This window comes from Clostridium oceanicum, assembly GCF_039521385.1.
GTDB classification, from domain to species: Bacteria; Bacillota; Clostridia; order Clostridiales; family Clostridiaceae; genus Clostridium_F; species Clostridium_F oceanicum.
This window is the reverse complement of the sequence record NZ_BAAACG010000001.1, coordinates 140,455-163,363: the sequence shown is the minus strand read 5'-3', so window position 1 is coordinate 163,363 and position 22,909 is coordinate 140,455. Positions and strand designations below refer to the sequence as shown.

Below are 22,909 nucleotides of genomic sequence, written 5' to 3'. Positions count from 1 at the left end.
CGAATTTTTATTTATTGTATATAGGATTACTTATAGATGCTATTACATAGTCATCTACTTCTATGCACCATCTCCATACTTCTACTCTTATAAATTTTTTATCTTCCATCTTTACTTTTCTATGTAATGTTGTATATTCTTTAATTTTGTATTGTTCTATAGTCCCCTTATTTGATATTATCCTTACCAAATCATTATCTTGAAGACTTTTGCATTTTATATCTATTTCTTCTTTTTTATTTAATCCAATTATATCTCCCATTAGATATTTACTGCATCTAATATCTATAGTAGGACCGTTTTCTTTATAAGAAATGAAAGAATGTCCCTTGCATATAGCATCTAATATATGACTTTTAGATTTTTCTAAAGACCAAACCCAAGTAGTAGGTCTTCCATGCTCAATAAAATCATTATCTCTATGTATGTCGCTTCCACCTACTATGTTTATTTTCTTACCTTTTTCAAGTTCCTTTTGCCACCAATTTAAAGCTTTCATATTATGAATTCCTAAAGGATGTCCGTTCCAAATTTCTATAGCATCATAATAAACATCAAGTCCAAATTTCCATCCACAATTTTCATCTAAAGGATGATTTAATACAATTTTAGCTTTATTATTTTTTGCTTCATCTATAAGTTTCTCTATTTGTTTTCTATTTAAGCATCTAAAATCTCTTATAGGGTTATCTACTCCTAAAAAATTACAATGTCCAAAATTAGTTGTAAGTTCCATTCCGGGAATAAATAACACATCTTTTGTTTCATCATAACTATAGTTTTGAGAGACTGTATTATGATCTGTTAATGCTATAAAATCTAGACCTTTCTCTTCTGCTATTTGAGCTACATTTTCTAAGGTATATTTACCATCACTATGATAAGAATGGGTATGAAAATCTCCTTTTAACCATCTATAATGCTTCTTATATAAAGTGATTTTTATATTAACTTCACAGCCATCTTTTGGAATTTTATAGGTTCCAAGTATTACTGCCCACTGACCTTTTTTTATTTCATTTTTCACATATCCAAAAGTAGCACTATACTGAGAAACAAATATTTTATTTCTAGCACCACCGCTCCATCCTCTTATATTTTCTGAATCTCTAAGTCCTAAATCTATAACACAGCTTCCATCTTTTTTATCAAACCATACTGATACTTCTATTTTTTCTATATCCTCATCTACATTAAAAGGAACTTCTATATATTTTTTCTCATCTTTATAACAAATGTGTGTATTCTTATTTTTCTCTATTTTATTATTTATTTCTTCTAAAGATAAAGTACTTTTACTCATATATTTCTCCTCATCTAATGTTTATTTTATAGTACTACTATTCTTTTATAGCACCTAAATTTACTCCTTTAATAAAATATTTTTGAACAAATGGATATATTAAAAGTAGTGGTATTAAAGATATAACAATACCGGCCATTTTAGCATTATTAGTAAGCAAATTAGCAGTAGAAGTAGCATCATCTGATGTAAGTACAGATCTTAAAGCCAACTGCAAAGTATATAACTTAGGATTATTTATATATAAAAGGGCTGACGTAAAATCATTCCATCTACTTACAAATTCAAATAAAGTTACCGTCATAAGTCCAGGCTTTGCAATAGGAAAATAAATATTCTTTAATATAGTAAAATGACCTGCTCCATCTATAACAGCTGACTCATATAAAGCATATGGAACAGTTTTAAAATAATTACTTAAAAGAAGTATACTAAATCCTGATACAAGTCCTGATATTATTAAGGCATTTAAACTATTCATTAATCCAAGCTGTTTAAAAACTATATATTGAGGAACCATTATAGCTTGAGATGGTACCATCATACTAACTATTATTATCATAGTTAATATTTTTTTATATAATAAATCTTTTTGAATTAATGAATAAGCTGCAAAAGCTGAAAGCATAACATGAAAAAAGGTACCTAGGATTGTTACAAATACAGAAACTAGAAAAGGTCTCCATATGTTTAATTTTCTAATTATTGTTTTATATCCTTCAACACTAAATTTTTTAGGCCATAAAGTTATACCTGGTCTCATTGAATCCATATTAGTTGAAAAAGATACTGCTATAGAATTTAGTATTGGTAAAATCATTACACTAACTAAAACTAATATAAAAATTATATTTAAGATTTTAAGTAAATCAAGTTTATTTTTAAACTTTATCATTTAATCACATCCGTTAATCATTATATTTAATAATTTTTTTAGTTAATACTGTAAAAAACATAGTTCCTAAGAATATTAATATAGCTCCTGCCGTAGCTAATCCTAAATCAAATTTTAGTATCCCCTTCTCATATGTATATACAATAGCTGTTCTTATTTTATCAGCAATCATTCCATTGCTCATTATAAATACAGAATCAAAAGTACGCAGAACTCCCATTAAAGTAATCAGAAAAACTACTTTCATAGTTGGAACAAGGTGTGGTAAAATTATATATCTTACCTTATGAATCATTGTTGCTCCATCTATATCTGCAGCTTCATATAAATTTGGATTTATTGTTACAAGTGAAGCTAAATATATAATGCTTGTATACCCCATATCTTTCCATATAGTCATAAGAACAATTAATGGTCTAGCAAAACTTTCTTTTGAAAAAAATGTTATAGATTTGTCTATAACTCCAAAATTTTTCAAAAAAGAATTTATTATTCCATCTGTAGACAATATGTTCATCCACAAACCTAATATAACCACCCATGATAAAAGATGGGGAATATACACTATACTCTGTGAAAATTTCTTAAAATACTTATTAGTAATTTGATTTAATCCTAAAGCTACTAATATAGGAAAGGAAAACCCAATAATTAATATCCCAAAGCTAATCATCAAAGTATTTACTACAGAAGTTATAAAAGTTTTATCTTTTATAACATTTATATAATTTTCAAAACCAACAAATCCATTTGATCCACCTATACCATATTTTTGAAAGCTTATTATCATTCCTCTAAATAGAGGATAAAATATAAATATCATCAAATACAAAATTGCTGGTAATACAAATAAATATATAGTACTATTTTTTTTAATATTTCTCATCTATACACCTCTAATTAATAACTTGAATTTCCCCATCAAATAATTTAATAGGGAAATTCAAATCTATCTATTAATTAATTAATCTAACTAAACTTTATAATGTAATTTTAATGTTATTAATCTATTAAGTTTTTAGATTTTAATTCCTTTTGCATATTATTAACAGCTTCTTCTCCTTTAACTTCACCTTTCATTGCTTTAAATGCCCATTTTTCAACTATAGGTTTAGCATCATCCCACTTAGCTGGTAAGTTTTCAATTGTACCATATTTAACTGCTATTTCTTGGGCTTTTTTAACTCCTGGAAGTTCTCCTATAGGATTTTTCCAGTTTGGATTACTAACTCTTGGAGCACCATGATCCATGCCTGCTTTTTCACCTATTTCCGTTAAAGTATATTTACCATTGTTAACTTTATAATCGTAATCTTTAACTCCTAAAGTTCCCATGATATACCCTGGGTCACTATGCCAAAATTCTAAAAATTTCATAGCTAAATCTTGATTCTTAGCATTAACTGGCATTAACCATACACTTGAATCTCCACGTCTCATAGTTATTTTTCCATCTTTATCTGGAACTGCTGGAACACCTTCTGCTTCAAACTTTGTGTTAGGATCTTCACTTTTTTTCATATTATTAAAAAGTCCTACCCACATATCCCAATAAGTTACTGATGCAGCTTTATCACTTAAAAACAGTTTTCTAAAATCATCAGACCCATTTGAAGCAAAGTTAGGATCTAATAACCCTTCTTTATTTAACTTAGCAAACCAATCATATATTGGTGCGGCTTCTTTAGTAGCATAAGGTATAGTTTTTTTACCATCTTTTTCAACGTATCCTGCTTTTACTCCAGCAGCACTCATAAATCCTTGTATATCATATAATCCTGATGTGGAAATACCATAAGCTCCATATTTTTTCTTAGCAGCTTTAAAATATTCATGCCAGTCATCTAAAGTAACAGGCGTTTTCATTCCTAATTCTTTAAGCCAATCTTTTCTTACTATTGGCATAGTTCCACCTTCAAATTTATTAGGAACTCCATATAGTTTTCCATCTTTTGTTTTTATAAGATCCCATTCACTTTCTGGAATTTTATTAGTATCAGATAGAATCTTTGAGTTTTTTATATCTTCACTTAAATCTTTTATAGCTCCTTTATCTATTAATATATTCATATTAGGAGCTGTAGAATATACTAAATCATAATTTTCACCTGATGACAGTGCTGTAAACATTTTTTTATCATAATCTGCACTTGGCTTTACCATTTCAACTTTACACCCTAAGTGTTTTTCTAACTCTTTAACAAATAACTCATGCCCTTTAGCATCTTTTCCTCCTACTACCCCTGTTAAAATTCTAAGTGTTCTGTCACTATCTTTTTCACTAGATTTCTTACCTAAACTTCCACAACCGGATAAAACAAAACTTCCTATCAATACTGTAGTTAATAATAGCTTTAATTTTTTCAACTTCATTTTAATCCTCCTTAAGGATATATTGTTATTTATAAAAATAGTCTTTATCTTTTGAAACCTCTCAAATCAAAATTAGAATCAATTATAATTTTTTTATGTACATTGTCTTTTATTTTTATTTCATCAATCAATGTTTTTGCAGCTTCTCTACCTAAAGCTTCTGGATTTAGATAAACATTCATGATAAAGGGCATAAAATCATTACTATACATATCATTGCTAAATACTACTATCAAAATATCTTTTAATTCATAAGTACTACTTTCCTTTATTGCCATACATATGCCTTTTGAAACTTTATCATTATCTGCAATTATTACTTTTATTGTTCTATTTTCTTCTATTAATTGTTTTGTTGTATTGTATCCATATTCAAAAGAAGATACATAACTAACATTATGAAATATATTATAGTTTTTAGATTCTTTACCGAATTTATTTTTAAATGCTAATTTATATCCTTCTAATCTATCTTTACTAACAGTCCTATTTTTCAAAGAATTAAAAAATAATATATTATCGTATCCTAAATTTAACAAGCTATCTGTTATATCTTTACTTAAATTTATATTATCATTATCTACATAAGATACTAATTTTTCATATTTTTCACATGGTTTACCAACAATTACTATAGGTATCCTTTTTTTCAGTCTTTTATCTATTCTTTTATCATTAATAGAGGGGTTTAATATAATTTCACCATCTACAGGATCTAAACTTTTAAATTGATCATCTTCAGATAACGTATTAACTAATAGTCTATAACCATTTTCATAGCATACTTTCAAAACACCATTTAATAAAGATAAATGAAATTGATTAAATTTCACATTTTCTCCTTTTAACATATTAATACCAATTATTTTCGTTTCTTTTGTAGCCAAACTTCTAGCAATATAATTCGGTTCATAACCTAATTCTTTTGCAGCTTTTAATACTTTCTCTCTCACCTCCTTACTAATAGGTCTTTTACCACTAAAGGCATTAGAAACTGTACCTTTTGAAACTTTAGCTTTTTTTGCAACATCATTTATTGTAGGCATATTTATTCACCTCATAGTTACATATTAAACCGGTTTTGTTTAGATTAAATTAAGCATATGTTAATTCACATTAAAATACTGTTAACTATAAATCCTTTAAAATCAATATATATTTAAAATACATTATTTAGTAATACCATTCTTATATTGTATTTACTAATAAAACTCGTCTTACATTTATGGTAATTATATAAAACGGTTTAATATTTTGTATCCCCTATTCTTATTTTTAAAAATGCAAATACATTTTAATATTAATACTCTTTAACATAAAAAATCGCACACCAATAAGTGTACGATTTTCCATTTGTATTTATATTTCTCTATCATATTTTTAAAATCATTATTTTATAAGTATGGTAAGATTCATTATTTAATTTAAAAATTACGCATTTAAGTTTGGAGAGTTCTTTAATTCAACATCTTCATCTGTCATCATATGATGAAGTTTATTTCTCATAAGGAATAAAATAGCTGCCATTATAAACATAGATATAGATATCAATCTAAAAATAGACATAAATCCCATATTCTCTGTAAACGCAGCAAGTTTTCCAGAAATTAGACTTGAGAAAAAGGTTGACATATACCAAATACCCATAAAAAAGTTTTTATATTTTTCAGGAGATAACTTATTAAACATGGCAAGGCCTATAGGAGATAAGCATATTTCAGCTACAGTATTAAATATATATGTGAAAATTATCCATATAAGACTAGCCTTTGCAGCTCCTGATCCAGTACCTCCTGTAGATAAAACAGAAAATACCATAATTAAAAATCCTATTCCCATTAAGAAAATTCCTAGAGCCATTTTAGTAGGTATTTTTAAATCACCTTTTTTTGTTTTAGATAACTTAACCCAAAGGGAACCCATTAAAGGAGCTAAAAATATACATAAAATAGCGTTAAAAGAAGTAAACCATGCCACTGGTATTTCGAACCCACCAATAGTTCTATTTACATGATCTCTACCATATATTAAAAATGAATTTTGACTTTGGAAATACCCAGTCCAAAATACTATAACAAAGACAGTTATTATAAACATTGCAACACATCTTCTTTTTTCTTGTTTAGTAAGTGGTCTACTTTCTACTTTTTTACCTTCTTTATTTTTAGTTGCAGGATATTTACCTATATCCCCTAAATATTTAGGAGCTGAAAGGGTAAATCCTATTGCGCCTATAAGAATACCTATACCACAAACTAAAAATACTTGTCTGTAACCATAAGATATTATTTCACTACCCTGTCTTACTGCAAACCAATTATTTGCAACTAAACCTGTTATTATTGGTGCTATAAAGGCGCCTACATTTACAGCACTATAAAATAAATTATATGCAGCATCTTTTCTTGATGAAGCATTTTTAGGATATAAATCTCCTACTAAATTTGCAAGATTACCTTTAAAAAATCCATTTGAAGCAATTATTATAGCCAAAGCAATATACACTGCTGATTTAGTACCACTTCCCAAAAACAGATATAAATCTCCTATTACAGCTAAAAAAGAACCTATTATTATACATTTTTGCTGTCCAAGTACTCTATCTCCTAATAATCCACCAATAACTGGTGCTAAATAAACAAGTCCAGCAAACCAAGCAAAAAGCATAGTTGCCTCACCTGTTGACAATCCAACACCACCTTGAGTAACTGTTGCTGTAAAATATAATATTACTAAAGAAGTTAAACCATAATAACTAAATCTTTCCCATAAAACTGTAAAACAAATTAGCCAAAAAGCCTTCGGGTGTGATTCTTTCTTTACATTCGATGACATCATGTATCCCTCCTTATAATTTTTATAATATTTTACACAAAAAAAACACTATAACATATGACTTCACCTTAAATTTACTGAAAAGTATATTAAAACATACTTATGATATGAAAGGTAGTTAGTCATATATATAAAATATATGAATTAAAAATATTAGATAGATATTAAAATTTATGTTAAAATATTAAATTTATTACTTTAAATATTTTAAAAATGCAATATAAAATTCAAATTTTATTATATAAATTATAATAAAATAACTTCTTTTTTAATAACTTAAGTGAATGAAATTTTGTAAGTTTATTCTTTATAATTAAAATAGGGAAATTGCATACAACAAAGTACACAATTTCCCTATTTTAAATTCTTTTATATTTTTATTAATTAAAATTTCAATATCTAAAATTGAAGCACTTAATTCTATTAATTTTTCAGTTAAAACCTAATCTCTAATCATATAACAAAATTTATATATTATAAAAAGCAAGATTACCCTTTACTTAGATTTTACTAATATTACTTGTTCAATAGGAAAATAACTCTTTTCAATCATTTTAGATAAAATATACTTCTCTCCATTTATCATCAAAAATTCATTGTCAATTATTTCACAATTGTGACCATCTTCAATAAGCTTCTGCTTAGTAGCCTTTTTTAGTTCATATAAATTAAAACATTTTTTATTTAAATCAAGAATTATTCTATTTTTTAAACACATATAAATAAATAAAATAATACACATCATAAAGAATAATGATATAAATATATTCATTTTTTGCCTCCTTTTTATAAGTAAATTATTCTATATATAACCTTATAATTATTAAAGGTAGAATTTTAATTTTTATCAACAGATATAAGTTATTATCCATTTCCAAATATTGTATGATTATATATTCTAGCATATCTAATAATAAATGCAAGTATCTATCCATTGATATTTCTATTAATCATTTTACTTAATAGTATAAATAATTTAATACTTCCTTACCATATTATTTTTTTCTCATTAATACAATAATTTTTTCTGAAATTATTTAAAACAATTTGTAGTTATATGAAATACGATTTTTATAAATCATCCTTTTAAAAAATACTTCTAATATAAAAGACTACTAGATTTTAATCTAGAAGCCTTTACTTTTACTATTAAATTTTATGAATCATAATTATTACTATTATTTCTATAAGTAATAACTATTATTTATAAAGATATTCAATTTCAGCAATATGTTTTTTATTACTTTTTTTCTCCCACAGTTCCCAATATTTTTTCCACTCTTCTCTATCAAACAAACCTGTTTTTTTTACTTCTTTATCTTCACATTTTAAGTCTTTCAAAAAAATATTTATTTTACATATAGCTTTTTTTATAATTAAGGAAATAAAGGAATTTATCATTTTATTGTTTGGATTTTTATTTTCGTATATACTAGATTCAATAAATTTAAATTTTTTAAAATTATCTTCTAAATCTGCTATACTCACTAATATGCCAATCAGCCCCTTCTTACCTGTAAATATTTTACATGTATATAGTATATATTAACATATCACCAGTTATTAGTAAACACATATAACTTAGTACCTATTTTGTATAGGGCTTAATATCTTATGTTTACTCAAATAAATGCACTATTCCTATATATTTAATAATGTCAACTGAAAACTTTATGTACTATAGATTTATTCATAATATTAGAAATACCACTTATATTCTCATTAGATTTTCCATTATATACTTTATTTTGTTTTTTTACAAATGACAAAGCTAAAAAACATACTAAAAGGACTATTATAAAATAAAATAATATTCTTCTTTTTAAAAATCTCTGTTCCTTATTAAATACTTTTCTTCTTTTTTTATATTTTTTAATTTCAGACTTTTTTATTTTATTTTTAAAAGCTTTTTTATAATCTTTACTACTTAATTTATAGTTACAATTTACATTTCTCAATCTCTTATTTTTATAAGCTTTATATACTTTTCTACTTTTTCTATAGTTTATATTATTTTTTTGCCTTCTTGCTACATTATTCATACTACCACTTCCAATCATGTTTCAAATGCAAAGTTATAAATTAAAATTTACATGATTTAAAATAATTTTATCTCAATATACATATTAAACTTATTATATTTTCATATAACAAAATAACTGTACCTTACACAGCTAACCTAAAATATTATTTTTTATTTTATCTAGGCTATAAAATAATTGTAATATATAATTATTAAGAAAAAGTTTAATTAATATTACAATATAATTAAACTTTTCCATTTTTCAATTTATATATTAATTTTATAAATTATATTTGTTTATTATCCTTAATCATTTTTAAAGCCATAGATTTAAGTTCTTCTGAAACATTCAAATCTGGATTTTCAATAACTATGTCTAAAAGTTTTTTCAAAACATATCCCATTTCTTTTCCTTGTTCAAATCCCAGTTCTATTAAATCTTTACCACTTATATTTAAATTCTTCAGTGAAAAACATTCTTTATTTTCTAATATATGCTCTAATCTTTTTTCTATTTCTAATAATATATTGTGGTTTTTATTATAATATTTAGGGTTTTGAGCTTTTATATCTGCTTCTTTAACCTTTAACAAATCTCTAAAATTCTCTTCTCCCATTTTATTCAAAAGTCTTTTTATAGATCTATTACTATAAACTTCATAATCATGATATTTAACTAAGTTATAAACTTTAATTATAGTTTGATTATCATACTTCATTCTTTTTAAAATATTTTTGCAAGCTTCTGCTGATTTTTCTGCATGACCATAAAAATGATCAATACCTTTTTCATCAGTAATTTTACAATTAGGTTTACATATATCATGCAAAAGCATAGTTAATCTTAAATGCAACTCAGTAGAAATTTCACTAACAGCGTGAAGTATATGGCTCCCTACATTAAAAATATGATATGGATGATTTTGTTTAGTATTTTCACATATATCAAATTCAGGTAAAAAATACTTCATTAATCCATATTTATTTAACTTATGTATTTTAAAAACATCATCTGATAACAATATCTTATTAAATTCCTCTTTAATTCTTTCCATTGATACATTTTTAATATTATAACTTAAATCTTTTATTGCTTCTTTTGTATGTATTTCAATTTCAAAATTAAGTTGAGCTGAAAATCTTATTGCTCTTATCATTCTTAAAGCATCTTCCCTAAACCTCTTTGAAGGATCACCTACACATTTTATAATATTATTTTTCAAATCACAGAGCCCACTATAACAATCAACTAATCCATTTTTATAATTATAAGCCATAGCATTTATAGTAAAATCTCTACGATTTAAATCTTTTTTTATGTTTTTGGTAAATTCAACCATATCTGGGTGTCTCTTATCAGAATACTTTCCTTCTATTCTATAGGTTGTAATCTCATACGGTATTTTCTCAAATATTAAAGTTACAGTTCCATGTTTAATTCCTGTTTCTATAACTTTTATATCCAACTTCGAAAATATATCCTTTATTTCAGTAGGTTTTGCATTTGTAGTTATATCCCAATCATTAGGAATTCTTCCAATTAAACTATCTCTTACACAACCACCAACTATATAAGCTTCATAGCCCTCTGTTTCTATATTATTTATAATAAATTCCACAGACTTAGGTATTTCTATTTTCATACTCTTTTAATTCTCCTATTTAAATAAATTATTTACTCATCAATATAATAATAACATAAAAATTATAGGTAAAACATTTCTAAGCTGTTATAAATAAACAAAATATAATGTTAAAATTATAATAAAAAAAATTCTTATATTCTAATATATTTTAAACTAATATTTAAAATATATTTTCAACTTGTTATTAAGTGATACTGTAAAAGCTACATTGAAAATGTAGCTTTTACAAAACAATTTTATATTTTTTAAACTTTAAAAACATATATTAATTAAAATTATTTAAATAAACTTTAAAATTCTTATTTTAAGGCTCCTTTATTGTCTATATACCATTCAACATAACCACATTCTCTGCAAACATAAGGACTTATAATAGGTTCATCTGAACTATTAAATGTTTCCACATCATAATTAAATTTCACAAAAGGAACTGCTGTCATAGGTATTTTACAAAGCATACCTTTCTTTAATTCACCGTTGCATTTAGGACAATAATGTTTCATAAAACTCCCCCCTATTTTATTAAATATATAACTATTTTTATTGTTTTATAGACTGAATTAACTATTAATGTAATAATTAATACCCTTTCGGTAAACGTATACACATTAAAATATACTATTTTATTGTACCACACAATTCCATATTATTACAAACTAAATAAACAACAAAATTCTTCAAAAAATTTTGTTGTTTATCTAGTATATTTTTAGTTAATTATTTAACTATTTATTACATATCTTTATAGATGTAAATCCTGTTAAAACACCACTTATTATTAATAATAGTCCTGAGGTAAAGAAAAAAACATTACTTGGGCTATCATAACAACTAACACTATACATTGATGTAAGAATGGTTCCTCCTAAAGTAAAAATTAATGAATAAATGATTGTTGTTATCTCTTTCATTTCTCTCACCTCTAAATTAAATATAATATTTTAAGTAAATTTTATAAATTTGCTCAACTTTTTTCTTCACCTAAATTATAACATATATAAATTTTTTTGCTATACAAAACAGTAAAATAGTTAAAATTTTATCTATGTTTTTTTGAGTTTTTTTATCATTTAACTTATAAATCTAAAAAGCACTTTATATTATGTAATTTTATGGTATAATAATTACATAATATTACAATATAGTTTAAGTTAACTATACTATTACATTAAATAAAAGGAGTTTTAAAATGTACGTTATTGAAAAAATGTCTAATAAAATAGGTTCTAAAATTTCTAAGGATTTAAAATTAGATAATGATAATAAAGAAATACTTTCTTACGGTGCTTTTATTTTATTACAGATGCTTTGGTGTATACTATGGGTTGTTGTTTTTGGAATAATATTTGATGTACTTCCTCAAACATTAGTAATTACCTTCTGTATAGCTACATTAAGAAAATTTTCAGGAGGGGTACATGCAAACTCTCCTAATAAGTGTGCAATTATAGGAATGATTATCTCAACACTCCTTGCTTTATTTGTAAAAAAAGTTTTATGCTGTATGTTTTTTTATATGGTTGTATTTTGGGGAATACTAGTTTTAATTTATTCTTATTATATACTAAATACATTAGCTCCAGTAGATAGCCCTGCTAAACCAATAAATGATCCAAAAGAAAGAGATGATTTAAAAAAGAATTCAATATTAACTGTAGGTTTTTTTCTTGTAGCCGTAATTGTTTTATTAAGTATTTATCAAAAAACAAATAATCCATTTTATCTTAATATGATTAATTGTATATATGTAGGAATAATATGGCAATGTTTCACACTTACTCCTTTAGCACATTTTTTACTAAAAAAAATCTAATACATTTATTCTTCTAGTATAAAAATAGATAAAAACAAAAGAATATTTTACTATTCTTTTGTTTTTATCTATTTTTATTAATATTTTTAAAGTTAAATGGGAATAAATATACTGAGGTGATTTTTGTGCAGTATAAAACTACATATAAAACACATTTAATAGGAATCATAAGTTCTATGTTATTTTTAGCTATATTCCATAAATCTGTTTACAATATAATTACTACTTTTTACATTAATATAAACGCTTTTCAACCTTATAATTATACTCCAACATATTATAAATGTAGTTATTTATTTTTCATTACATTTATAACCTTTTTTACAGTTACAAATCTACATAGTTTAATTCACAGTTTAATATATAACTGTTTTGGAGGAAAAATAAAATATCAATTTAGTTTTATATTAACTGCTTTCGAAAAAAGATCAAAAAAGAGACTTTCTTTAAACAAATTTTTAATTATTATGTTATCTCCTGCTACAATAATATCATTACTATGTTTATTATTACCTAGTTGGATTGGTAATTTCATATTTATACTTAATATTATTTTATCTTTTAATGATATATATCATGGAATAAGTCTTATAAGATATCCTTATAATAGTAAAATAGTTAATAGAAACAATAGATTTATAGTAATTTTAAAAAATTAAAAAAACTAGCTATATAGTGATTATAGCTAGTTTTTCTTAAATTAATTTTTACCTTCTTCTAATTCTTCTAATAATCCTTATTATAAATATAATAATAAGAAGGATTATTATTATACCAATAATATTAGAAACAATTCCACCGCTTCCAAAAAAACTTCCTCTATAGGAATTATTGTATCTTCTATTTCCAAAAATCTTACCTAAAAATAATCCTTTTAAAAATGATGAACTACTTCCACTTTTATTATTTTCATAAGAATGGTTTTTATTTGAAGATGTATTATTATTTTTTTCACTAGTTGATTTTTTACTATTGGAAAAATTACTACTTTTAAACCCAGCGCCTGAAGCTTTTGAACTACTGTTTGATTTATAAGATTTTGAACTAGATGAAGTTTTAGAGCTAAATCCACTAGATTTGAATCCCCCAAAGCTACTTCTACTTGATTTAAAACTTCTAGAACGAAATTTAGCAGATACAGAATTAAAATTAGTAAATATACTTGAAAAGGAAAAAACAAATAATATTATAAAAGATAATAGTAACTTATGTTTTCTATTTATTTTCATTTTAATATAAACACCTCTTTAAATAAATTTACTTATATTTAGCAAGTTCTGCATCTAAATCAACTTTTTCAAGGTCTTTAAATTCTTTTTCCAAAGTATCTTCTACTCTTAATTCTTCTAATCCTTCAGCCATAGATTCTTTCTTAGATATTTTTCTCTCAATATCATCTAATTTTATTTTATTACTTCCAGAACTTACATCTGAAAGTATTTCATTAACCTTTTCAGAAGCTTCTGCATTATTAAATCTCGCTTCTGCTTCATCTCTATATTTTCTTGTATTATCTATTTCCTTTTGAAGATCAGATAACTTTTTCTTTAAAGCTTCCCCTTTAACTTTTGATGATTCATAAGTTTTTCCTAAACTTTCGTATTCTTTTTGAGCTGATATTTTTCTTTCTAAAGCTTTTTTAGCTAATTCTTCATTTCCTTTACTTAGTGCAAGTTTGATTTTAGCTTCATAATCTTCCATTTCTAATTTAGCCTTGTCCATTTTTCCTTTAGTTTCGCGAATATTCCCTAAAACTTGTGCAGAAGATAACTTAGCTTTATTTAAACTTTCTTCCATATCTCTAATTTTTTGATCTAATAATTCTATTGGATTCTCAATTTTATCTAATGCATTATTAGTTTTAGCTTTGAAAATATTTGATATTCTACTAAACACACCCATTTGTTTCCCTCCTATAGATAAAACTTATTTTTCCATTACTTAATTATACACTTGTGATATTATACCATAATATCTATATATACTACATAATATTAACCTTAAGATTTTATTAATAGTATATTAATTATCTCCTATATAGTAAAATTCTTTATATAATTTATTAAAACTTAATATATAAAAATCATAAATAATATACCTAACTATATATAATTATAGTTAGGTATATTTAAATAAAGTAAAGTTAGCTTATCTTTTAATATTATATTTATATTTTATTTCTTTTTAAATGCTCTTATAATTTTTCTAATTATTTTAACTATAAAAAATAGAATTAAAATAATTACTATCCAAGACAATATATCTGTAAAAAGCCCACCTTCTTCTCCAGAGCTTGTAGCATAAGACTTATTTGAAGAATTTTTAGATCCAGCCATTTTCCCAAGAAATAATCCTTTTAAAAATGAACTACCACTACTATTTTTACTGTTTTTATAGGATTCTTTATTACTTGAAGATCCACTAGTACTTTTACTAGAAGTTTCGCTTGAAGTTTTAGTACTAGTAGCTTTAGGTTTAGTTTTAGTTTTTGAAAGACTTTTACTCTTAAATCCTGAACTTGAAGCCTTTGAGCTAGTCTTTTTTGCTTTTGTACTACTCCCTTTTGAAACTGGCTTTGTACTAGTTTTCTTAGGTGTTATCTTAGGAGTACTTTTTTTACTTCTACTTTTAAATCCTGAGCTTGAAGTTTTTGAAGTACTTTTCTTTGAAGTAGAAGGTTTAGATACAGATGAACTCTTCGATTTTGACGTAGATGCCTTTGATCTAGAAGAGACCCTGGAACTAGAGGAACTTTTGGATTTAAATCCACTTGATTTGAATCCCCCTGATTTACTACTAGTGGATCTAACACTTTTTGAACTAAATTTTGCAGATACAGGATTAACTGCACTAAAAATACCTGATATAGTAAAAATAAATATAAGCAAAAAAGATAAAATCAATCTATTTCTTTTTTTAGTTTTAAACATATTATGTACTGCCCCTCATTTTAAATTCAAAATCAATATATTCCCATACTAATATTATAAAATATATTAATTTATATTTTAGTGTGTATGATAATTTTAAAATTAACAGTGAGATTGATACATTGATGCAATATAATCAAATTCCTCTTCATCTGTTATTTCACCATAACTATCTTCTTTTATTCCTGGATAATAATATAATATAAATTTGTCTTCTTCATCTTCCACATTTTCTATTATTATATATTTTTGTTCTCTCTCTAAATCTTGAATCACAGCTAAAACTTTATAAGTATTATCTTCCCCGGTTTCATCATCTGTAAGATCTAAAGTAAAACTTGTAAAAGTTGTTATATTAATTTTCTTATGATCACAGTATTTTATCTTAGAACTTTCTCTACATCCTAAACATGCATCAAAATCACATTCATTAGGACAATTTAAACAGGCACACTTAGAACAATTATCAAGTTGTGATAATTCTTTTATGTTTTCCATTTTGAAATCTTCAAGCATTTTTTTGTATTTTTCATCGCTTTTTAAAGCTTCAAATAGCCCTTTACCATCTGCTAATTTATCCGCTTTATCTATAAGATTAATGTACTCTTTAAGTAAACCGTATTTTTTTACGTATTTTCTATTATTTAGATTTTCCTTTGAAATATAATCTTCTATTTCAGTTATTGCTTTCATAATATCTGTATAGGTTTTCCCAAAAATTTTTCTTTCGTTATCTGTATATTCCTTAATCTTATTCATATATACCCCTTTCGTAAAATATAAATAAACTTATTTCTTTTTTAATTAAACTATACTACTTATACTTAGCAAGTTCTGCATCTAAATCAAGAGTTTCAAGTTCTTCAAATTCTTTTTCTAATGTATCTTCTACTCTTAATTCACCTAATCCTTCAGCCATAGACTCTTTTTTAGATATCTTTCTTTCAATATCATCTAATTTTATTTTGTTACTTCCAGAACTTACATCTGAAAGTATTTCATTAACTTTTTCAGAAGCTTCTGCATTATTTAATCTCGCTTCTGCTTCGTCTCTATACTTTCTTGTATTATCTATTTCCTTTTGAAGATCAGATAACTTTTTCTTTAAAACTTCCCCTTTAACTTTTGATGATTCATAAGTTTTTCCTAAACTTTCATATTCTTTTTGAGCTGATATTTTTCTTTCTAAAGCTTTTTTAGCTAATTCTTCATTTCCTTTACTTAGTGCAAGTTTGATTTTAGCTTCATAATCTTCCATTTCTAATTTAGCCTTGTCCATCTTTCCTTTAGTTTCACGAATATTTCCTAAAACTTGTGCAGAAGACAACTTAGCTTTATTTAAACTTTCTTCCATATCTCTAATTTTTTGATCTAATAATTCTATTGGATTTTCCATTTTATCTAGAGCATTATTAGTTTTAGCTTTAATCATATTTGACATTCTACTGAATATTCCCATTTAGTCCCCTCCTACAGGTAAAATTTCAATTTTTTGTAGTATTGATTATATGTTTGTAATATTATGATATATTATACCATATTTTATTGTTATATGTAATATTTATCAAAGTCAAATCCCCTTTACAATTGCAATTACCCTTACAATAATAAATTATAAAATAGTTTTATTATATGTTAATTAAATTTATATAAATTTAAAATTAATATTACATTATAATTATTTAATTAATCAACTGTAAAAACCTAGTACTATAAATCAATACTAGGTTTTCACATAAATATTTTACTATTTATTTAAAAAATCTAATGCTATTTGTGCATAACTTGCAACACCTATTTTTAAAACATCTTCATCTACATTAAAGTAATTAGAATGATGTGGATAGAAACATTTTTTATCCTTATTATATGCTCCTAAATGTATTATAGCTCCTGGTACATATTTTATATATTCTGAAAAGTCTTCTGATCCCATAACTTTTTCCATTCCTGTTATATTTTCTATTCCTATAACTTTAGCTACTGCATCTTTTGCTATTTTAGTAGAATTACTATCATTAATCATTGGACTACAAATAAACTCATATTTAAATTCATATTCACAATTATACACTTCACAAATATTTTTTATTATTTTTTCCATAGTTTTAGGAAGATTTTCTCGTTCATAATTAGTAAATGTTCTATTCATCCCTGTAATTTCTGCTTCTCCTGCTACTATATTAAATCTTTCTCCTGCTTTAATTGTACCTATATTAATAACTATAGGATGTCTTACATCGTTCATCTTCCCTGCTATAGTATTTAATTTTTCAATTATTGAAGCTCCACAGGAAAGTGCATCTGATCCTTTCCAAGGTTCAGAGCCATGACATGATTTACCTTTAATATTAATTGTCCATATATCTCCAGACCCCATTATTGATCCTTCTTCTATTACCATCTTACCATGTTCTTCATATGTCCATATGTGCATACCATAAATACAATCTACTTTTGGATTTTCTAATGCTCCATTTTCAATCATAAACTTAGCACCTTGTGCTATTTCTTCTGCTGGCTGAAATATAAACTTTACAGTTCCTTTTATATAATCTTTCATATTAAAAAGTACCTTAGCTGCTCCTAAAAGCATTGCTATATGACAATCATGACCACAAGCATGCATAACCCCTTTTATTTTAGAACTATAAGTAACTCCTGTTTTTTCTTCTACTGATAAAGCATCTATATCTGCTCTAAGAGCCACTACTTTCCCTTCTTTACCTCCTTTTAAAATACCAATTACACCAGTCTTTGATGTTCCAATTATTTTAATTCCTATTTTTTTAAGTTCTTCTTTTATCATTTTAGTTGTTTTAAATTCTTTAAAGGATTCTTCTGGATATTGATGAAAATACCTTCTTTTGTCTATTACCCAATTGTTATACTTTTTAGCTAATTCAAAAGTTTTCACTTAATATCATCTCCCAGAACTAATAAATTTAGTTATACCATAAATGATATTTATATCTACAGTAATATCATTTTTAAAATTATTACGAATATTAAATCAACTATATATTATTATATTTTATTTTTATAACCTAGCTATTATACTTAATCTTATAAAAATATATTTTAAATTTAGTATAATAATAAAAAAGCTTACAATTGTAACTTAATTGCAAGCTTTTTTTATATTCAAATCATTTAACTCTTTATATATCTAAAAAACAAATTAAATAGTTCTTCTAAAAAATATAATACTCTATAAAACACTATATTTTTTGTTTTAAAATATTAAAATGAGAATTAGATGTAGCAAAATGGAACAATATATATATAACTATAAATAACACTACAGTTAAAATTACACTTATTGGTGAAAACGCCATAAATAAAGATAATGCTACTAATGAATGTGATATGCCTAATACTAAAGGGCCACCTAAAATAAACCAGCTATTTCTAAATACACATTTTTTAATTCTTTTATTATCAAAACCTATTTGTTTTAATATAGAATACATATTGCTTTCCTTATCTTGATCCATCATAGTTTTAAAGAAAATTATACTTAATGTAGATAATATAAACACAAAGGAAGTAAAAAATGCTGGGAATTGTATAGACCCTATTATTCCTTTTGAGGATTTATAAAATGAATAAAAACTAGAAATTTGTTTTTTGCTTTTTTTAAATTCATTCATCAATTCTTCATCTAATAATCTACTATCTTTTTCATTTGTAATTTTTAAAAATCTAAACTCTAAACTTTCACCAACTTTTTTCAATTCTTCAAATAACTGATTTTTTACAACTAATGTACCTCCTATAATATCTGGATTTATAATTTGCTCTCTATATTCTAATACTTTTAATTTTTCTTTCTTAGAAAAATTATCTATTTCTATAGGTTTAATCCTATTATTATGCTCAAAAAAAGTTAACTTTTTTTCTGAAATCTTGTTAGAATTTAATTCTATAACATCATTTTTATTTTTTAATGAAATCTTTTCTTGTACATTTAAAGATTTACAAATATTATTATATGTTTTTTCTGATATTACATAGGGTGAACTAATTTTATCTTTTAATTTTATTATATTAATCTTTGAATCTAAATTCACTTTTTTATCTTTATGTTTTTTTAAAATAGAATCAACTTTTTTATTTATACTTTTATCATTTAAATATATATAAGAAAATTTATATTGATTTAAATTACTATTTCCCATTTGCGAAAATGTTAGAGCTGTACCAGTTCCAACTATTATAGAAGTATTTAAAAGAGTTATAACAGTTAACATCTTTGCATTACTTCTTATAGTATGACTTATATTAGATAAAACTACTAAAAATTCTACCTTTTTATATCCTAACCTGCTTTTCCTTAATAATTTAACGAAAAACATAAAGAAACTATTATAAAATAAATAAGTTCCTACTATAACAAATATTACAGCTAAGAACAATCCGTTTGCTCCAAATATTTTAATACCTAATAGTGATCCTAAAAAATATCCTCCAATTAAAAATATTATAGATAACATTCCTTTTAGGCCTGTAAAATTACCTTTTTCTTCTTCCTTTTGATCTGCTTTAAATAAATCTATTAATTTAAATTTGAAAATTAACCTGTAAGCTCTTATAGAAATAATAATAAATAGAATACCAAAGGTTTTTATTGTACTTAATACAGCTTTTATACTAAAAATAAAACCTATAGATTTTTTAATTCCTATAGAAAGCATGAATATTTTCATACATATTTGGCTAAATATAGTTCCTATGAATATGCCTAAAGTTAAAGCAATTACTCCCATTATAATTATTTCATTAGACATCATATTACCTATTTTCTTATTATTAAGTCCTAAAAGAGAATAAAGTCCTATCTCTTTTTTTCTTTTTTTTATAAAGAATTCTGTAGAATTCCATAAAAATATTATACAAAACACAACTATTATATAAGAAGAAAATTTAAATAAGAATCTAGATAATCCTGCATTGTTTTTACCCATTAAATCTGTTAATTTATTATTTGTAATTATAGTATAGTATACATAGTAAATAATTATATTTATTATTATAGAGAAAAAATACAAACTATAATTTTTATAATTGGTTTTTAAATTTTTAATACTAATTTCTGACACTTTCATTCTTATCCTCCTAATTTTACATAGAGTATATTTACTGCTTTAAATCAATTCTAATATTACTGTAAAATTTTAGCCATTCATTTAACTTACATATAAAACTTTTACCTTACATTATTGTAACAATCATAAATATTAAAAAGATTCACTTTTAAAAGGATAAATAAAGAAATTAATACAAATAAAAAAAGCATATATTATATAAAATATTCCACTATAGATCTTTTAAAATTGAACTATATAAAAATATTTCAATATAAATATGCTTTTCACATTAACTTGATAAAATTAAAATAGCTTTATTTAACTATTATTTCTTCTACTTTAGTTACTTGATTCCATTTAATATTCCATAAAGTAGCTTGTATTAATCTGTATTTATTACTAGGATTTATATATTCATTATTATATTTCAAATCAAATATTAGATTCCAACTCTCTTCTATTTTATGTCTTATTTTATCTAACTCTTTAGAATGCTGATCAAATTTCATAAGATATGATAAATCTGCCCCACTGTTTTTTATTTCTTTTCTAAATTCAATATCATCATTTTCATTTTTAGGTAAATACCAATAATTCAAAACAAAATTAAAAAGACAAAAATCAGATAATAATATTTTTTCTTCACTTTCTTCAAATTCTATTTTATAAAGTTTAGCTCCTTTTTGTCCGTAGCCTCTATATCGTAAATCTTCTGTATTTTTTTTATCTACTCCCCATTTATACCACGCCCATACTGGATACTGAAAAACATCTAAACTAGGATACTGAAGCCTCTTCTTCATTTGAGCTATTATCCAGTCATAAGGATTTTTGAAATAGTTATGAACATATTTTGTTTTTCCGTAAAGAATTTTATTATTTTTTAATTCCTCATAAGCTTTTTCATCTTTTATAGTCCAAAGCTTTATAAAAAACACCCTTTCTTAAAATGCTAAAAAGCTACAAACAATACACCTCTTCTTTATGTACTATATGCATATTTTTATACAAATATCATATATTTTATGTAAATTACTTTTGTTTAAAGGAGATTTCTATGATTAAAGTAATTCAAGTTTGGGATCGTTGGAACAAAACGTTTGAACAAGTAATTGAAGAAGAACTTGAAAAAAATAATATCTCAAAAACCAATTTAATAGATATTAAATATTCTATAAGAGAAGGTGACTCCTCTGCTTTAATAATTTATGACAAAAAGTAATTTAGTGCAAGGAAAGAAGATATTCTCAATTATTGAGAATATCTTCTTTTATCTTAGGTTAAGATCAATTTTTGTATAATAAAACCTAAAAACATATATGTTAATTTCATCATTTGTTAATTTTATCCTTTGTAACTATATATTTATCTTTTGTGTTTAATTATATTGTTTCCTTTTTAACATGAATTATTTATAAGTATTACATGTAATACATACCATTTAATCCAATATAATATAAAAAATTTTATTTAAAATATCTATCTATCATTCCTTTTAACATCTTCGCATGTCTTCCTTCATCCTTTGCAGATTCATCTACAAAATCATGAACTTCATCTAAATTTTCTTCTTTAGCTTTAGTTGCTATTTGTTTTTTCATTTTGTTAGCTCCTATTTCTCCTCTCATCATCTGTTCTAAATTATCCTTAGTATTACAAGATATTTTTCCTGTAAGTTCTGCAAATCTTGCAGCATGTTCTGCTTCTTCCTTTGATATTCTTTTTAAAACTTCTGCAATTTCTCCATATCCTTCTCTTTGAGCAACTCTTGCCATTGCTAAATAAAGACCTACTTCTCCAGTCTCTCCTCTAAATTGACCTTCTAACATTTTTTTTATTTCTTCGCTATCTTTGGCAACTCCTATTTTGTTTTCTGTTACTAATCCTAAATCTTCCATAATAACCTCCATATTTTAAATTATTTATTTACTAAATAGTATTTCCAACAGCTATAGGCTTATTCTAAATACAATATAATCTAATTAATATGTAAAAATGAAA

Annotated in this window: 24 protein-coding genes; 3 read left to right on the top strand and 21 right to left on the bottom strand. The window is 24.3% G+C overall.

All coding sequences use genetic code 11. The features are described 5' to 3' along the window. Positions 1–7: 7 nt before the first annotated feature. The 12 genes from ABDZ71_RS00730 to ABDZ71_RS00675 all read right to left on the bottom strand — a co-directional run bounded on the left by ABDZ71_RS00730 (position 8) and on the right by ABDZ71_RS00675 (position 11,986). Complete coding sequence (locus tag ABDZ71_RS00730; protein ID WP_343757830.1) at positions 8–1,303, bottom strand: CehA/McbA family metallohydrolase; 1,296 nt, start codon at positions 1,301–1,303, stop codon at positions 8–10. A 37-nt stretch (positions 1,304–1,340) separates the two neighbouring features. Then, positions 1,341–2,198, bottom strand: coding sequence for a carbohydrate ABC transporter permease (locus ABDZ71_RS00725; protein ID WP_343757828.1), 858 nt, complete (start codon positions 2,196–2,198; stop codon positions 1,341–1,343). Between the two features lie 13 nt (positions 2,199–2,211). Further along, positions 2,212–3,084 carry an ABC transporter permease subunit gene (locus ABDZ71_RS00720; RefSeq protein WP_343757826.1) on the bottom strand — a complete coding sequence of 291 codons (873 nt, stop codon included), beginning with the start codon at positions 3,082–3,084 and terminating at the stop codon, positions 2,212–2,214. A 116-nt stretch (positions 3,085–3,200) separates the two neighbouring features. Next, positions 3,201–4,571, bottom strand: coding sequence for an ABC transporter substrate-binding protein (locus ABDZ71_RS00715; protein WP_343757824.1), 1,371 nt, complete (start codon positions 4,569–4,571; stop codon positions 3,201–3,203). A 44-nt stretch (positions 4,572–4,615) separates the two neighbouring features. Further along, positions 4,616–5,617 (bottom strand): LacI family DNA-binding transcriptional regulator, encoded by a 1,002-nt coding sequence (locus ABDZ71_RS00710; protein WP_343757822.1) that lies wholly within the window; start codon positions 5,615–5,617, stop codon positions 4,616–4,618. 385 nt (positions 5,618–6,002) lie between these two features. Then, the gene (locus tag ABDZ71_RS00705; RefSeq protein ID WP_343757820.1) at positions 6,003–7,406 is read right to left on the bottom strand and encodes a peptide MFS transporter; all 1,404 of its coding nucleotides are present in this window, start codon (positions 7,404–7,406) and stop codon (positions 6,003–6,005) included. Positions 7,407–7,902: 496 nt separating this feature from the next. Beyond that, a complete protein-coding gene (locus ABDZ71_RS00700) occupies positions 7,903–8,178 on the bottom strand; it encodes a hypothetical protein (RefSeq protein ID WP_343757818.1) in 276 nt (91 codons plus the stop codon). A 428-nt stretch (positions 8,179–8,606) separates the two neighbouring features. Beyond that, positions 8,607–8,894, bottom strand: a complete 288-nt coding sequence (locus ABDZ71_RS00695) for a hypothetical protein (RefSeq protein WP_343757816.1) — start codon at positions 8,892–8,894, stop codon at positions 8,607–8,609. Between the two features lie 170 nt (positions 8,895–9,064). After that, positions 9,065–9,448, bottom strand: coding sequence for a hypothetical protein (locus tag ABDZ71_RS00690; protein WP_343757814.1), 384 nt, complete (start codon positions 9,446–9,448; stop codon positions 9,065–9,067). A 268-nt stretch (positions 9,449–9,716) separates the two neighbouring features. Beyond that, complete coding sequence (locus tag ABDZ71_RS00685; RefSeq protein ID WP_343757811.1) at positions 9,717–11,072, bottom strand: CCA tRNA nucleotidyltransferase; 1,356 nt, start codon at positions 11,070–11,072, stop codon at positions 9,717–9,719. Positions 11,073–11,374: 302 nt separating this feature from the next. Next, entirely contained in the window at positions 11,375–11,578 is a 204-nt protein-coding gene (locus tag ABDZ71_RS00680) for a hypothetical protein (protein ID WP_343757809.1), read from the bottom strand. Positions 11,579–11,800: 222 nt separating this feature from the next. Beyond that, complete coding sequence (locus ABDZ71_RS00675) at positions 11,801–11,986, bottom strand: hypothetical protein (RefSeq protein WP_343757807.1); 186 nt, start codon at positions 11,984–11,986, stop codon at positions 11,801–11,803. 278 nt (positions 11,987–12,264) lie between these two features. On the opposite strand from ABDZ71_RS00675, the gene ABDZ71_RS00670 reads away from it, so the two are divergent. Beyond that, entirely contained in the window at positions 12,265–12,888 is a 624-nt protein-coding gene (locus ABDZ71_RS00670; RefSeq protein ID WP_343757805.1) for an accessory gene regulator ArgB-like protein, read from the top strand. A 176-nt stretch (positions 12,889–13,064) separates the two neighbouring features. Further along, the gene (locus ABDZ71_RS19890) at positions 13,065–13,547 is read left to right on the top strand and encodes a DUF3267 domain-containing protein (protein ID WP_425544680.1); all 483 of its coding nucleotides are present in this window, start codon (positions 13,065–13,067) and stop codon (positions 13,545–13,547) included. Positions 13,548–13,595: 48 nt separating this feature from the next. On the opposite strand, the gene ABDZ71_RS00665 is transcribed toward ABDZ71_RS19890, so the two are convergent. The 8 genes from ABDZ71_RS00665 to ABDZ71_RS00630 all read right to left on the bottom strand — a co-directional run bounded on the left by ABDZ71_RS00665 (position 13,596) and on the right by ABDZ71_RS00630 (position 21,846). Continuing rightward, the gene (locus ABDZ71_RS00665; protein ID WP_343757802.1) at positions 13,596–14,117 is read right to left on the bottom strand and encodes a hypothetical protein; all 522 of its coding nucleotides are present in this window, start codon (positions 14,115–14,117) and stop codon (positions 13,596–13,598) included. Between the two features lie 28 nt (positions 14,118–14,145). Beyond that, entirely contained in the window at positions 14,146–14,790 is a 645-nt protein-coding gene (locus ABDZ71_RS00660; protein WP_343757800.1) for a PspA/IM30 family protein, read from the bottom strand. Positions 14,791–15,062: 272 nt separating this feature from the next. Further along, positions 15,063–15,818, bottom strand: a complete 756-nt coding sequence (locus tag ABDZ71_RS00655) for a hypothetical protein (protein WP_343757798.1) — start codon at positions 15,816–15,818, stop codon at positions 15,063–15,065. Positions 15,819–15,920: 102 nt separating this feature from the next. Further along, positions 15,921–16,577: a DUF1292 domain-containing protein gene (locus tag ABDZ71_RS00650; RefSeq protein ID WP_343757796.1), complete on the bottom strand. Its 657-nt coding sequence runs from the start codon at positions 16,575–16,577 to the stop codon at positions 15,921–15,923. Between the two features lie 55 nt (positions 16,578–16,632). Further along, on the bottom strand, positions 16,633–17,277 hold the full coding sequence (locus ABDZ71_RS00645; protein WP_343757794.1) for a PspA/IM30 family protein: 645 nt from the start codon (positions 17,275–17,277) through the stop codon (positions 16,633–16,635). Between the two features lie 288 nt (positions 17,278–17,565). Next, positions 17,566–18,735: a M20 metallopeptidase family protein gene (locus ABDZ71_RS00640; protein ID WP_343757791.1), complete on the bottom strand. Its 1,170-nt coding sequence runs from the start codon at positions 18,733–18,735 to the stop codon at positions 17,566–17,568. A gap of 304 nt (positions 18,736–19,039) precedes the next feature. Continuing rightward, positions 19,040–20,926 carry an FtsX-like permease family protein gene (locus ABDZ71_RS00635; RefSeq protein WP_343757789.1) on the bottom strand — a complete coding sequence of 629 codons (1,887 nt, stop codon included), beginning with the start codon at positions 20,924–20,926 and terminating at the stop codon, positions 19,040–19,042. Between the two features lie 296 nt (positions 20,927–21,222). Beyond that, complete coding sequence (locus ABDZ71_RS00630) at positions 21,223–21,846, bottom strand: DUF3841 domain-containing protein (protein WP_343757787.1); 624 nt, start codon at positions 21,844–21,846, stop codon at positions 21,223–21,225. Between the two features lie 119 nt (positions 21,847–21,965). On the opposite strand from ABDZ71_RS00630, the gene ABDZ71_RS00625 reads away from it, so the two are divergent. Continuing rightward, positions 21,966–22,130, top strand: coding sequence for a hypothetical protein (locus ABDZ71_RS00625; protein WP_343757785.1), 165 nt, complete (start codon positions 21,966–21,968; stop codon positions 22,128–22,130). 244 nt (positions 22,131–22,374) lie between these two features. On the opposite strand, the gene ABDZ71_RS00620 is transcribed toward ABDZ71_RS00625, so the two are convergent. Beyond that, a complete protein-coding gene (locus ABDZ71_RS00620; RefSeq protein ID WP_343757783.1) occupies positions 22,375–22,806 on the bottom strand; it encodes a ferritin-like domain-containing protein in 432 nt (143 codons plus the stop codon). Between the last annotated feature and the right edge of the window lie 103 nt (positions 22,807–22,909).

Coding starts and splice junctions, on each gene's coding strand:
- ABDZ71_RS00660 (WP_343757800.1), bottom strand. CDS start 14,790: ATGGGTGTGTTTAGTAGAATATCAAATATTTTCAAAGCTAAAACTAAT.
- ABDZ71_RS00685 (WP_343757811.1), bottom strand. CDS start 11,072: ATGAAAATAGAAATACCTAAGTCTGTGGAATTTATTATAAATAATATA.
- ABDZ71_RS00705 (WP_343757820.1), bottom strand. CDS start 7,406: ATGTCATCGAATGTAAAGAAAGAATCACACCCGAAGGCTTTTTGGCTA.
- ABDZ71_RS00620 (WP_343757783.1), bottom strand. CDS start 22,806: ATGGAAGATTTAGGATTAGTAACAGAAAACAAAATAGGAGTTGCCAAA.
- ABDZ71_RS00675 (WP_343757807.1), bottom strand. CDS start 11,986: ATGAAAGAGATAACAACAATCATTTATTCATTAATTTTTACTTTAGGA.
- ABDZ71_RS00625 (WP_343757785.1), top strand. CDS start 21,966: ATGATTAAAGTAATTCAAGTTTGGGATCGTTGGAACAAAACGTTTGAA.
- ABDZ71_RS00665 (WP_343757802.1), bottom strand. CDS start 14,117: ATGAAAATAAATAGAAAACATAAGTTACTATTATCTTTTATAATATTA.
- ABDZ71_RS00650 (WP_343757796.1), bottom strand. CDS start 16,577: ATGAATAAGATTAAGGAATATACAGATAACGAAAGAAAAATTTTTGGG.
- ABDZ71_RS00670 (WP_343757805.1), top strand. CDS start 12,265: ATGTACGTTATTGAAAAAATGTCTAATAAAATAGGTTCTAAAATTTCT.
- ABDZ71_RS19890 (WP_425544680.1), top strand. CDS start 13,065: ATGTTATTTTTAGCTATATTCCATAAATCTGTTTACAATATAATTACT.
- ABDZ71_RS00710 (WP_343757822.1), bottom strand. CDS start 5,617: ATGCCTACAATAAATGATGTTGCAAAAAAAGCTAAAGTTTCAAAAGGT.
- ABDZ71_RS00635 (WP_343757789.1), bottom strand. CDS start 20,926: ATGAAAGTGTCAGAAATTAGTATTAAAAATTTAAAAACCAATTATAAA.
- ABDZ71_RS00690 (WP_343757814.1), bottom strand. CDS start 9,448: ATGAATAATGTAGCAAGAAGGCAAAAAAATAATATAAACTATAGAAAA.
- ABDZ71_RS00700 (WP_343757818.1), bottom strand. CDS start 8,178: ATGAATATATTTATATCATTATTCTTTATGATGTGTATTATTTTATTT.
- ABDZ71_RS00680 (WP_343757809.1), bottom strand. CDS start 11,578: ATGAAACATTATTGTCCTAAATGCAACGGTGAATTAAAGAAAGGTATG.
- ABDZ71_RS00655 (WP_343757798.1), bottom strand. CDS start 15,818: ATGTTTAAAACTAAAAAAAGAAATAGATTGATTTTATCTTTTTTGCTT.
- ABDZ71_RS00725 (WP_343757828.1), bottom strand. CDS start 2,198: ATGATAAAGTTTAAAAATAAACTTGATTTACTTAAAATCTTAAATATA.
- ABDZ71_RS00730 (WP_343757830.1), bottom strand. CDS start 1,303: ATGAGTAAAAGTACTTTATCTTTAGAAGAAATAAATAATAAAATAGAG.
- ABDZ71_RS00715 (WP_343757824.1), bottom strand. CDS start 4,571: ATGAAGTTGAAAAAATTAAAGCTATTATTAACTACAGTATTGATAGGA.
- ABDZ71_RS00645 (WP_343757794.1), bottom strand. CDS start 17,277: ATGGGAATATTCAGTAGAATGTCAAATATGATTAAAGCTAAAACTAAT.
- ABDZ71_RS00720 (WP_343757826.1), bottom strand. CDS start 3,084: ATGAGAAATATTAAAAAAAATAGTACTATATATTTATTTGTATTACCA.